General features: G+C 57.9%; 4 protein-coding genes. 1 reads left to right on the top strand and 3 read right to left on the bottom strand.

Translation table 11 applies throughout. The features are described 5' to 3' along the window. A partial coding sequence (locus M1B35_RS15280; protein WP_482827997.1) for an amino acid adenylation domain-containing protein occupies positions 1–4,591 on the top strand: 4,591 nt, incomplete at its 5' end. A gap of 280 nt (positions 4,592–4,871) precedes the next feature. Here the strand turns inward: M1B35_RS15280 and M1B35_RS15285 are convergent. The 3 genes from M1B35_RS15285 to M1B35_RS15295 all read right to left on the bottom strand — a co-directional run. Continuing rightward, the gene (locus M1B35_RS15285) at positions 4,872–7,307 is read right to left on the bottom strand and encodes a TonB-dependent siderophore receptor (protein WP_268262402.1); all 2,436 of its coding nucleotides are present in this window, start codon (positions 7,305–7,307) and stop codon (positions 4,872–4,874) included. A 141-nt stretch (positions 7,308–7,448) separates the two neighbouring features. Beyond that, entirely contained in the window at positions 7,449–10,643 is a 3,195-nt protein-coding gene (locus M1B35_RS15290) for a non-ribosomal peptide synthetase (protein ID WP_268262403.1), read from the bottom strand. Continuing rightward, positions 10,640–13,983 (bottom strand): condensation domain-containing protein (locus tag M1B35_RS15295; protein WP_268262404.1); only part of this gene is annotated, 3,344 nt, incomplete at its 5' end. The genes M1B35_RS15295 and M1B35_RS15290, both read right to left, overlap by 4 nt.

Genomic DNA, 13,983 nt, shown 5'->3' on the forward strand with positions numbered 1-13,983 from the left:
GCTGGGTGAAATCGAAGCGCGCCTGCTGGAGCAGGAAGCGGTACGCGAGACCGTGGTCCTGGCCCTGGAAGGGGTCGGAGGCCTGCAGTTGGTGGGTTATGTGGTGCCCAATGCGTTCAGCGCCGACGCCGATGTACAGGCAGCGCTGCGTGAAGATCTGAAAGCGAAGCTGAAAGAAAACCTGCCGGATTACATGGTACCGGCGCACCTGCTGTTCCTGGAAAACCTGCCGGTCACGCCGAACGGCAAGCTGGATCGCCGGGCCTTGCCGGCACCGGATGCCAGCCAGCAGCAACGGACTTACGTCGCTCCAGAGACCGAGCTTGAACAGGCCATTGCCCTGATCTGGCAGGAAGTTCTACAGACCGACCAGGTAGGTCTGAACAGCAATTTCTTCGAGCTGGGCGGTCACTCTTTACTCGCCACCCAGGTCGCCTCGCGCATTCGAAACACCTTGAAAATTGAAGCCCCCCTGAGCGCCTTATTTGAGCACCCTGAGCTAAAGGGCTATGCAGCCGCCCTCACGCACTTTCAAACCTCGAACATACCGCCCTTAGTGACGGTCGAGCGCGGCCAACCTCTGCCGCTGTCTTACGCACAAAGCCGCCAATGGTTCCTGTGGCAACTGGAGCCGCATAGCGCGGCTTACAACATTCCGGCGGCCTTGCGCCTCAAGGGAACACTCGACGTAGCGGCGCTCGAACACAGCTTTAACGCATTGATCGCTCGACACGAGACCTTGCGTACCCGCTTTGCACAGCACGGCGAACACGCTGTGCAGATCATCGAGGACACCCTGACTATCGAGCTTTGCGTCGAAGTCGTCCCTGCCAAGACACAGGCAGATGACGCCTATGTCCAGTCCTTTGTCGAAGCCGAGATAAGCCGTTCATTCAATCTGGAAACAGGCCCTCTACTGAATGTCCGATTACTGCAGTTGGGAGCAGAAGAGCATGTGCTGGTACTGACGTTGCACCACATCGTGTCCGATGGTTGGTCAACATCGATCCTGATCAGGGAATTGACCGCACTCTACGGCGCTTACTCGCGAGGTGAACCCAGCCGACTCGAGGCGTTGCCCATCCAGTACGCCGACTACGCCGTATGGCAACGGACGTGGATAGACTCCGGGGAACGGGAACGCCAGTTGGAGTACTGGAAATCGCAGCTGGGCAATGAGCATCCGGTGCTTGAGTTGCCGTTCGACTATCCACGCACGGCTTCGCGAACCTACCAGGGCGCTCGCCTGGACATGACGCTTGAGCCAAGGCTGGTACAGCAACTCAGGCAGCGCGCCCAAGCCCACGGCGTCACCTCCTTTATGCTGTTGCTGGCAAGCGTTCAGACTTTACTGCATCGCTACAGTAACCAGGACACCATCCGCCTAGGCGTTCCAATCGCCAACCGTAATCGCTATGAAACCGAAGGCTTGATTGGCTTCTTCGTCAACACCCAGGTGATGAGCGCGCACTTTGCCGAGCACCTGACCTTCAGTGAGTTGCTCAGCCAAGTACGCCAGACGGCCCTGCAAGCCCAACGCTACCAGGACCTGCCGTTCGACCAACTGGTGGAAGCCCTGCAGCCTGAACGCAGCATCAGTCACAATCCACTGTTCCAGGTCTTGTTCAACTACCAATACCTGGCCGATCAGGACCAGCATTGGCAAAGCCTGGAAGGCCTGACGATCGAAGGATTGCAAGGCAGCGCAAACTCGACCCAGTTCGACCTCAGCCTGTCACTGGCCGAGGATGCTCAAGGGCTATCGGCAACCTTTTCGTTTGCAACCGAACTGTTCGATGCCTCGACGATCGAGCGCATGGCCGGACACTGGCGCAATCTACTGGAGGCTGTCGCAGAACAACCCGACCAGCGCATCGATGAGATGCCAATGCTGGGCGCCAATGAACGCCAGCAGATCCTGCTCGACTGGAACGACAACACATCGGCATTCAACCAAACACAGTGCATCCATGAGCGAATCCAGGAGCAGGCACGCCTGAACCCCGAGAAGATCGCACTGATCTCGGGTGACGACACCTTGAGCTATCAACAACTCGACCAGCAGGCCAACCAGCTTGCCCATCGCTTGATCGAGCTGGGAGTCGGCATCGAAACCCGGGTGGCCATCGCGTTGCAACGCTCGGCAACGATGGTGGTGGCCATGCTTGCGGTCATCAAGGCCGGAGGTGCCTATGTACCCCTGGACCCCGACTACCCCTCGGAGCGCCTGGCGCACATGCTCGAAGACAGCCAGGCACGTATCGTGCTGACGCAAAGCGCCCTGGCCGATCTCTTGCCACCGGCACACAACGCACAGATATTGCTGCTCGATACCCTTGATACAGGGCTCAGCGGCTACCCGTGCGAACCTCCGCTGACGCAATGTGATGCAAACAATCTGGCCTATGTCATCTATACATCAGGCTCGACCGGCAAGCCCAAAGGCGTATCCATTACACACGCCAATGTCCAGGCCTTGATTCACTGGTCAGCCAAGGTCTATTCGAAGGATGACATTCAAGGCGTTCTGGCATCGACCTCAATCTGTTTCGATCTTTCAGTCTGGGAAATATTCGTGACCCTGGCGAACGGCGGCCACTTGATCATGGCCCGCAACGCCCTGGCACTAATGGATCTGCCGGCACGCAATCGCGTCAGGCTGATCAATACGGTGCCGTCAGCCATTGCGGCCCTGGCGCGCGAAAATGCCATCCCAGCGGGTGTGCGAATCATCAATCTGGCGGGTGAACCCCTCAAGCAGTCGCTGGTGGAAGCACTTTATCAACGTGACCACATTGAGCATGTCTACGACCTCTATGGTCCGTCCGAAGACACCACGTACTCCACCTGGACTCGCCGGCTGCCAGGGGGGCAAGGGAATATCGGGCGCCCCTTGCACAACACCTCCAGCTACTTGCTGGACAGCGCCTTGAACCCTGTTCCCATTCGACTGGCCGCCGAACTGTACCTGGCCGGTGCCGGAATAACCCGCGGCTACTTGAACCGTCCGAGCCTTACCGCCGAACGCTTCGTGCCCAATCCCTTCAGCCACAACGGGGAACGCCTCTACCGCACAGGCGACCTGATCCGCCATACGGCAGAGGGCACCCTGGAGTACATCGGCCGTATCGATCACCAGGTCAAGGTCAGGGGGTTCCGAATAGAGTTGGGCGAAATCGAGGCGCGCCTGCTGCAACAGGAAAATGTCCTAGAGGCTGCCGTGCTGGTCCGCGACCACGAAAACGGCCCTTACCTGGTCGCCTACGTTGTGCCAACCGCCTATTCGCCACAGCCCGAGGTCCAGCAGCAACAACGCCAGACCCTGATCAGCAAGCTGGGAGAGCATTTGCCGGACTATATGGTGCCCCAGCAACTGATGCTCATTGAGCACCTGCCCTTGACGCCCAATGGCAAGCTGGATCGAAAAGCACTACCGGCCGCCGAGGCCTTTTCGCAGCGCCTCTATGTCGCCCCCAGGACCGCTCAGGAACAACAGATCGCCAATATTTGGAAAGAAGTACTGCACGTGGAGAAGGTGGGCATCAGTGACAACTTCTTCGAGCTGGGCGGCAGCTCGATCACGGCCATGATCGTGGTATCGATGCTCAAAAACAGCTTGAAAATGGAGGTCACCCTGCATGACCTGATGCTCAAACAGAGCATCGAGAATCTAATCGCGCCAATGCCAAAGGATCAGGAAAAAGCCGCACTGATCGTCAATCTCAACCATACGATTTCCTCACGGCCTGCCCTTTTCTGCATTCACCCGGTCAGCGGATCATCCTATTGCTACTATCCGGCCGCCATGGCGCTCAAGGACATCGTCGCGGTCAAGGGGGTCATGCATCAAGACTTCATACGCGCCAACCCCACTGAACAGACATGGGAACAGATGATTGCCGACTACGCCCAGAACATCATCGAAGCCCAGCCCAGCGGGAGCTATCAGTTACTGGGCTGGTCACTGGGCGGGTCCATTGCCATGGACGTTGCCGCACTTCTGGAAGCCCAGGGCCGGCACGTCAGCTTCCTGGGTTTGCTGGACGCAACGACAGTAGACGGCTGTCGCGAAAATGCGCAGCGCCGCGAATCGCAGGAAAATCACGAGCCTGAAGATCGCCATCCACTGATCAAACTGGTCAATTTCTTTGCGGGCCTCTTTCCAGCGCATTCGTTGAGCGCACACCACTACCTTGAAGCTCGAATGGATCGATTGAAACCCATGCCCACTGAGCGAACCGACTTTATGGCCTGGGCCAGCCAAGTCACTCGCCTTGACCTGCTTCATGTTGAAAACATCATTGAAAATCTCGAGTCCGAAATCGAGAAAGGAAAAACCCTGCAGACATACAAAAAACTCAACACCCTGTCTGCAGCGTTCTCTCCCACCCCGACGCATGCGAAAGCCACCTGCTGGTGGCCAGCGCTAGAGAAGAGTCAGCCGGAAATACAACAACTGATTTCATTCCAGAAAGAACACAACCGCCAAGGCGAGATTGCAAACAGCTTCAACATCCCTACTGTCCATAACATCATGGCGTTCTCGCCTGATTTCATAACGACCTTGGTCAGCGAGCTCAAGCGGACCTAAATCGGTGAGCCTGCTCGATGGAGTATCAGCAACCACGATATTTCATCGAGTGGGGCAGTCCCCTATGGGCAATCCATGGCGGTCTGCCTGAGGCCAACTAAACACCCATGATTCCCTGCCTACCTCCGCCTGAAAGATATTCAGTCCTTGTATAAGCAAGCCGTTATCTGAACGCCGCTTAAACAAAACCAGAAAAAAGCAGTGCAAAAAAAATCCTGCGTGTGCAAGGCACCCGCAGGATTTTTAATTTACAAAAAGAGTTGTAAAGCAGCCGTTCGACTCAGTAGCTGCCTCTCAGCGTCAGGGTAAAGTTCTTGGGGTCACCATAGAAGTTCCCATAGTCTGAGTAGCCCACAGTAGAGTAGTACTTCTTATCGAACAGGTTGTTGGCATTCAAGGCAACGCTCCACTCTTTGTTCACCTGATACTCGGCAAATCCATTCCAGATGGCGTAGCCCGCCTGCTTGAACTCGGTAGGTGGATAACTGACATAGGTAGCACTTTGCGCCGTCACACCGCCACCCACTTTGAAGTCCGACAAGGCACCGGGCAACTGATAAGAACCAAAGACTTTGGCGAGATGCCGAGGGGTCAGCGTAATATAAGAAGTGCCACCAAGTTTGTTTTCATTGTGGTTATACGTGTAGCCAAACGTACCATTGAGTCGTTCCAGCAGTTCCCCACTGATTTCAAAATCCACGCCCTTGGAAACAATCTGGCCGTCATCTTTATAGCAGCAACCGTTGACCACAGGGCCTGTGGAGACGTCACGAACCGCCTCACCATCACGCTTCACATAGTAGAGGGCCGCGTAGGTATTGAATCGCCCCCCCATCAACTCCCCTTTGACACCCACCTCATGGTTGATACCGGTAATGGGCTTCAACGGAGCGTCGCCACTTTTACGATAATTGGCTTGAGACTTGTAGATTTCCGACACGCTAGCATATGCGGTCCAATCCGGGTTCAAGTCATAGGTCAGCCCCACGAACGGGGTAATGACGTCGTTGTCTTTGTAGGAGGTCACGTTGGTAGGACCGCCTGTTACAACCGTCGCATAGCTGGTGGTTGCATAGCGATACTTATAGTTGCTATAGCGACCACCCACGATAACGTGCAACGGCTCAGTCAACTGCAAGCGCCAGGAGGCGTACAACCCATTCTGTACAACGTCTGTATGGTCTTTCAGATACAGAGAAGCGTTTTCTTTATAAGACGGGAAATCATCCGGATCAAACGCAAAAATATTATCAATGGCATGCGCCACACCGTCGCGACTCAACGCCGTGGGTGCAGCAGACTTCTGCCAACTCCAGCCCAGCAGAAGGTCATTGCGATGATCGAATACGTCACCGCCGCCCTTGATATTCAAATCAAGGGAAATATCTCTTTTTTCCGCCTTTGCACCGAACCATCGCGAACTGACACCCGCACCCGTCGCAGGGTCTACTTCACCGGCAAAGTTGTAGTAGCTGCGATCACTGGTCGTTTGTGCATAGAGGGTATCCAACGTCGCCGACCAGGAATCATTCAGGGTGTGGTCCACCCTCAAGAAATAAGACTGGCCGATACGATTGAAATAGTCATTGGCACCCGCTAGGTAGGTATTACGCGGCAACTTCAGATCGTTACCGTTACTGTAGCGGGGCAGGCCATAAGACTGGTCGGAGGCGTTTACATGGTCATTCGTCATGCCGACAAGGAGCGTGGTGTCGTCGGTGAGATCCGCTTCCAGGACGCCATAGAACAGCTTGCGATCCGAATCACCCTTTTCATAGAAGTAGTCTTTGTCTTGATAAACAATGACCGAGCGTCCGCGCAGCTTTCCATCGAACCCAAGAGGCCCGCTCACATCCAGTTCGGTGCGATAGTTCTGCCAACTGCCAATAGAGTTAGTGATACTGAACTTGGGCTCGGCAGTCGGACGCTTGCGCACCAGATTGATGCCCCCCCCTGGCTCGCCATTACCGGAATACAACGCATCCGAACCACGCAAGACCTCAACGCGATCAAAGATTGCCATGTCCAAGTCTTTCCAGGCATAGGCGGATGACGTCACAGGAGCGCCACCATCAACCCTGAAACTGGTCACTTCAAAACCGCGAGACATATACCGTGACGCGTTCATGGAACCTTGATACATGGTGATCCCTGTCGTCTGGTTCATCACATCAGACAAGGTCGTCAAGCTCTGGTCTTCCATACGCTGGCGGGTCATCACACTGACCGTTTGCGGAGTCTCCTTGAGGGACATGGGCGACTTCCCCATGGTGGAAACGGGTGTGGTGTAGGAACCCGTTTCTTCTGTTGCCACGCTCATCAGCCCGGTAACACTCGTGGCGCCCAACTCCAACGCCGACGAATCCGCAGAGGGTGCAGAGAGGAAAACAACACCATTCTCGACGCGGTAGCTGATCCCTGTGCCGCTCAGGATGCGCTCCAACCCTGTGACGGACTCCATCTGACCGGATACCGCCCCTGCACGCTTTCCTTCAACCAGCGTTGGCTCATAAAGCACCTGCATACCCGACTGCAGGCCAAATTCACGCAGGGCGCTGGCCAACGACTGGGACGGAATATTCAACTTGACCGCTTCAGCATAAGCCAACGGCGCCATCCCCAACGCCCCCAGCAGCACCAGCGGTGACGAAAAACTCAGGCTGCGCTGAGACATTTTTGACAACAGTGAGCGCATCCGCCCATTGACAGCCGACATAGTTATCCCCGTTCTAGCAAATGATTATTATTTGGATCTAATTGTTCATTCTCATAAGACGCATCCAGCCTGAAAACCGGAAAAAAATCTTGCGGTTAGCAGGCCTGGATACGGGTGACGTGATTTCGCGAAGGAAAACCGTCAGGCAGGGTTATTGCTTTGCTGGCGCGCCTTTTCCGTCAGTCGGGCTTTTTCCTCGGGACTCATGGCGTCGAGCTTCAGGCGTAATTGAGCGATTTTCTCCAACTGGCCCGGCACTGTGTCCTGGCTGAGCAGGGCCTGGCTCAGGGCGGCAACACTGGGATTATCAAAAACGATGGCGGGCTGGACTTCGCGCTGCAACAGCTTGCGAATACCCGCTACCAGCTTGATCACCAAAAGTGAATGGCCACCCGCCGCGAAGAAGTCTTGATTGACACTCAGGCGCTCCTGCCCCAGTAGCTTGGCCATGCGCCCGGCAAGCAGTTCCTCCAGCGCAGTGCGCGGTGCGAGATATTCACACGCCGACTCACGCTGAATCGACGCCACCAGCGCCTGACGATCGATTTTGCCATTGGCCAGTCGCGGCAGGCTGGAAAGGAACTGGATATGCCCCGGCACCATGACGGCCGGTAGCCGCTGTTGCAGACCAGCCCCCAGTATTGACACCAACTCAGAGCCGGCCTGCTCCCGCGGCACGACGAAAGCGATCAGTTGCAGTTCACTGCCCTGCTCCCCCACAGGCTCGGCCAGCACCAGGGCCTCGGTGACTTGGATCATCGAGCGCAGCTGCTCCTCGATCTCGCTCAGCTCAATCCGATAGCCACGGATCTTCACTTGCTGGTCGCGACGGCCAGCCAGTTGGATACCCCCCTCAGGACGATAACGCGCCAGGTCACCCGTGCGATAAAGTCGTTCACCGGCCACGAATGGATCACTGATAAATGCCGACTCGGTGGTTTTTTGCCCATTGAGATAGCCCCGGCAGAGCTGGCGACCGCCTACATAGAGCTCACCCAACTGCCCCGTAGCCACCAACTCCAGTTGCTCGTCGAGGACGTAAATTCGGTTGCCCGCCAGTACCTGGCTAAGCGGAATGCCACCCCCCACCTCGACCATCGGATGCACCATCACCCCAACCGTGGTTTCAGTGGGGCCGTAATGGTTAAACACACGGCCATCCGGGCGCAGTGCACGAATACGCAAAAGATGCTCAGCCGTCGCCGCCTCGCCCCCCAGCACCACGGTGGCGGGCACCTGGGCTTGGGGATGTTCGAGAAGCGCGGCCAGATGCGAAGGCACGATCTTCAGAAAATCGATGGCCTGCTCTTGAATAAAACGGGCGAACGCCTGGGGATCCTGGAAAGTGGCGTCATCGGCGATGTGCAAGGCAGCACCTGCCGACAGCGCGCCGAACAGGGCCGTGTGCCCCAAGTCAGCCGCCACTGTAGAACCGAAGGCAAAGTGCTTGCAGGTATCGAAGCCCAGCGCCTGCCCGGCGGCAGCGACATAGTTGGACAATTGCCCATGCTCGATCACCACGCCTTTGGGGGTGCCCGTCGTGCCCGAGGTAAACAGCACATAGGCGGTATCAGTGGCCAGTGGTTGCGCGGCGACAGCGCTGCTGCTCCAGCTCAAGGCCTGGGCCAAGGGCTCGATGCTGATATCATGAGCCGCCAGGCCATCGAAGGCTGCAGCATGCCCCAAGACCAAGGCAGCCTTGGCCTCCTGCACGATCAGCGCCTGTCGGGCCGCCGGCCACTGTGGGTCGAGGGCCAGATAACCGGCTCCGGCGTACCAGGTACCCAGCATCGCCACCACCCACTCGCTGGAGCGAGGCAGCGCCAGGGCCACGATGTCTCCTTCGGCAATACCCTTGGTTTGAAGATAACCGGCGACTCGCAGGGCCTGCTCGTGCAACTGCCCGTAGCTCAAAATCTGCTGTTCACTGACCAACGCACTGGCCTCGGGCGTACGTTGCGCCCATGCGCCAATCACTTGAGCCAAGGAAGCGTGCTCAAGCTGCAAGTCGGCGCCGGCCCCCAGTGCCAGAAGGCGGCTGTGCTCGGTACGACCCAATAGGCTCAGTTCGGCAGAAGGCCGATCAACACCCTCCAACAGACCATCGAGCAGCACCCCGTATTGCTCCAGCAAACCCTCTACAGCCGCAGCAGAGTAGCCGGTTGCCGCATAGCTGGCCGTCAGCTTCAACGTCTGCTGCTCCTCTCCCACCTCGACCTGCAGATGCAGATCTCCCTGGCGCGCAGGTGCATAACGCGCCTGAGACAACCATGCGCCTTCAAGCATCCGAGGCTTCGGCAACGCCCGTCGGCTGCTGAAGGTATAGGCGTTCAGCGCCATCTGGGTGCTGACTTCCGACACCCAATACTCTTGCCAGGTCCGATGCTCGTCCAGGGTCACTGCCAGACGTCCAGCCCATTCGGCAAAGCTCTCCTGTGGAGCGATAGTGACGCTCAACGGCAGTAGCTTTTCAAAGACCCCCGCCGTCCCTTGGAAGTACTCGTAGTCCTCCCTGGCATCGTGCCGCCAGCCCGCAAGGAACGCTTCGCGACCACTGACCTTGGCCAGCAGCAGCCACCAGGCGGCCTGCAGTATCACCTCTGCGGGCTGCGCCAAGCGTGCACTCAATGACTTGAGCGAGGCCACGGCCATGTGTTTTTCAATCACCTGTATGGCCTCCCCCAGCGGCGCCGAACGGTAAGCCGGATAAGGTGGCAGCAGGTCGCTGGCCGCGTGATTCAGATGCGCCTGCCAGTACGCCTTGGCAGTCGTCGCATCCTCATCCTGGACAACCTCAGCCCGCCATTCCAAGTACTGGGCAAACTGGGCTGGCTCCTCCTCGTCAACCGCATCGGTGGCGTAGGCCTCGATCAGCAGCGCTTGCACAATCGGCAAGCTGGCAGCATCGCTGATGCTGCTGGCAATGCCGAGAAACAGGCTCCACTGCCCAGGCTCTCGACGATAGGCCGCAGCCCGCAACAAGGGCGTGTTGTCACTCTGGAAGGGCTGAGCCAACCAATCGCCAAGCAGGGAACCCAGCTCGGTAGCCTCCCCTACTGCCAGCTCCACGCTTTGGAACCCGGACTCGACAAACTGGCGCAGGCCACGATAGCCCGGGGCTGCTCCAAGGCGGCTGCCAAGCGCCTGCTGGCCGTGCAGCAAGCGATCAAGCGCCCGCTGCAGGCGCTGCGGCTCCAGTTCACCCTTAATATCGAACACCAGCGTGTGGGCGGCATCGGCCCAGGTGGCCGATGCCGGCAACTGCTGCAGTATCGACGACTGCTCCTGGCTGAGTGCCAGCCCCCGATCAGTGCTGTCCAGATGTGCAGTGGTCATGCGTCAGCTTCCTCTTTGTTCTTGCATTCAAAGGTGCCCAAGTCAGGCCGTTTGCCCTCAAGCAGGTCCACGCGCTCGAACATATCGCCCATGGCAACAACGATCTTGCGCGGCCCTTCAAAGGGGTCACGGGCGTGGGCCACCAGCATGTTGTCCAGTAGGATCACATCACCCTTCTGCCAGTCGAAACGCACGGCACACGCCTCGTAGAGGTCACCGATCAACTGCATGGCTTCATCAGGGATCGGACTGCCGTCACCGAAATAGACATGACGCGGCATACGCTCGGCCCCAAACAGCGCGAGCATGTCCTCGCGTACGTCCGGCTCCAGCCAGTAGGTATGGTGCAGTTGCACCTGATTGAAGAACGAGCGCTCGCCCGTAACCGGATGGGTGATGATGGCCGGACACCAGGTGCGGGTCTGCAATTCATCATTGGGCAGCCACTGCCATTCGATGCCGTTGCTGCGGCAACGCTCTTCCACCACCGAACGGTCTTCGGTCTTGAAAAAGTGCTGCCATGGCACATCGAGCTTGCCGGCAAAGGTCCGTACGTACAGCAGGCCTTTATGCTCGAGTTCCTCACGCAGGGCCTCGGGAAGCTGCTTGAGCATCTGCCGACAATCGACCACCGGTGTCGCCCCACCAATCGGCGAGGGTTGCTCGCAATAGAACATTTGCTTGCGTGGCCAACGGTCCTGATGGGAGCTCTCGTTATGGAAAAGAATCATCTTCTTTTCCGGATATGGCGTGGAGCGGTAGGTGTTCTTGCCACCTTCCTTCTTCGGCAAGTCGCCGTATTGACCATACAGCCCGGGCTGTACCGCTTCAGCAAAAGCCTCGAAATCCTGGATGCCGCCCAAGGAAAACCCGCGGAACAGAATACCGGCGTGCTCCCCCAGCTTCTGCTCAACCAGAGGCCGGTTGGCCTTGATCCACTCGATGATGTCCAGGCTGGCATCCACCGGTTCCATCAGCAGCGGGAAGGTTTGGTTCTTGACCAGCAGCGACTCGCGAATCGGTGCGGTGCCGACTTTCTTGACCTGACTCGGAGCCTTCTTCAAAAACTGGCCGAGCTTGTCGGCCTTCTTACTGGCAGGCGCGGCGACTGGCGTCGCGGCAGCGAGTGATGCAGGCATGGTGATCTCTCCCAGTGTCATATCCTGATCCGCTGAAATTTGCTCGAGGATTCCTATCCAGGCGCTCACGAAACGATCGATGCTTTCTTGTTTGAACAATTCAGTGGCGTACTGCCAGGTGCCATGCAGTTGTCCACTCTCTTCAGTAACGAACAAGGCCATGTCAAATTTTGAATGTTGCTGGGTCACGGGGATCGGTTCGATCCGAATACCCGACAACACATCATTGCGCTGCGGCAGGTTATTCATCACGAACAGCACCTGGACCAACGGATTCATACCCATATGACGCGGCACTGCACTGCTCTCGACAATCATGTCGAACGGCAGGTCCTGATGTTCAAAAGCACTCAGGGTGCTTTCCTTGGCCTGGGCCAGACGTGAAGAGAAGGTTGCCTGGGCATCGAAGCGCGAACGCAGGGGCAGCACGTTGACAAAGAAACCGATCAGGCCCTCCAGCTCCGGTTGATGACGACCCGCGAGATCGGCACCCACCAGTACATCGTCGCTGCCCGTGAGGCGATGCAGCAGGATCTGGAAGCTGGTCAGCAAGGTGGTGTAAGGCGTCACACCAGCCTTGCGAGACAGATCGAGCAAACGCTCACTCAGCTCAAGCGACAGCTGAAAGTTGACATTGGCCCCTTCCTGGCTAGGACGTGCCGGACGGGCATGATCGGTAACCAGCGACAATTGCCCGCTGTAGCCTGACAACGCCTGCTTCCAGTAAGCGCCCTGCTGTTTGAGGATGCCCTGGTCCTCCAGCGACTGTTGCCACAGGGCGTAGTCGCTGTATTGGATCGGCAATGGCGCCAGATCGAACGTTTGAGCATTTTTCAGATGGCCGTAGCGCTCGACCAGCTCATTGACCAGCACCCCCATCGACCAGCCATCGGAGATGATGTGGTGCATGGAAAACAGCAACACATGTTCGTTGGGCGATAGACGCAGGATCCGCACACGCCACAGCGGCGCGGACTCCATATCGATGGGCAAACTGGCATTCGCCAAGGCCGCATCGACGACCTCGGCCTCCTGTTGAGCGCGCGGCAGATCACTGATATCAAGCAGCGGCAGATCAATATCGATGTGCGCCTCGATCACTGCAACCGGGTCCCCCTCGTCGTCCTGCTGGTACGAGGTACGCAAGATTTCATGGCGCTCGACGACACGTTGCAAACTGCTCTGCAGCAGGTCCACCGAGAGTGCGCCGTGCATGCGCAACGCCAATGGCATGCCATAAGCAGCAGTGCCCGCAGACAACTGCTCGACAATCCACAAGCGGCGTTGCGCTAGAGACAATGGCGCCTGGCCGCTATGCCCGCGAGCGACAAGCGGCGGATACGCCAGCGCTTGCTGTCGATCTGTTGATTGAGCCAAGTGCTGAGTCAGTTCGCCAAGGATCGGGTAGCTGAACAGATCACGCAGACTCGGTGCGACGATCAACTCCAGGCGGCATTTAGCAACCACCTGGGTGGCCAGCAAGGAATGCCCACCGAGTTCGAAGAAGTTATCGCTCAGACCCACTTGCTCGATGCCCAGCACTTCCTGCCAAATCGCGGCCATGCCCTGTTCAAGAGCGGTCTGCGGGGCAATATATTGCTGCTGCAATTGCCCGGCATCCGGCGCCGGCAAGGCCTTGCGGTCCAGCTTGCCGTTGGTGGTCAGCGGCAATTGCTCAAGGAACAGCACATGGGCCGGCACCATGTAGTCCGGCAAGTTGTCCTTGAGCTGGGCCTTGAGAGCGTCGCGCTGTTCGGCTTGTACCTGCTGATCGGCGCTGAACCGCGTCGGCACGATATAGGCCACCAACTGCTGGCTGCCCAAATTCTCTTGGGCCAGCACCACCGCCTCACGCACACCTTCCTGCTCCAGCAGGCGTGCTTCGATCTCCCCCAGTTCGATCCGGAAACCGCGGATTTTCACCTGATGGTCGATACGCCCGATGTACTCGATCACACCGTCGGCGCGATAACGCGCAAGGTCGCCAGTGCGGTACAGGCGACCGCCGTCACCGCCAAATGGATCAGGGATAAAGCGCGTGGCGCTCAGGTCGCCCCGGTTCAGGTAACCCCGGGCCAGGCCCGCACGGCCGACGTACAGTTCGCCGGTGCAGCCACGCGCCACCGGGTTCAGGTCAGCATCCAGCAGGTACCAGGACAGGTCCGGGATCGGCTCGCCAATCGGGCTTGCAGCGACCTGAT

It is taken from the genome of Pseudomonas morbosilactucae (assembly GCF_023241665.1).
Classification (GTDB): domain Bacteria; phylum Pseudomonadota; class Gammaproteobacteria; order Pseudomonadales; family Pseudomonadaceae; genus Aquipseudomonas; species Aquipseudomonas morbosilactucae.

Bases quoted from the DNA above. Each gene is read 5' to 3' on its own strand.
- M1B35_RS15285 (WP_268262402.1), bottom strand. From the start codon at position 7,307: ATGTCGGCTGTCAATGGGCGGATGCGCTCACTGTTGTCAAAAATGTCT.
- M1B35_RS15290 (WP_268262403.1), bottom strand. From the start codon at position 10,643: ATGACCACTGCACATCTGGACAGCACTGATCGGGGGCTGGCACTCAGC.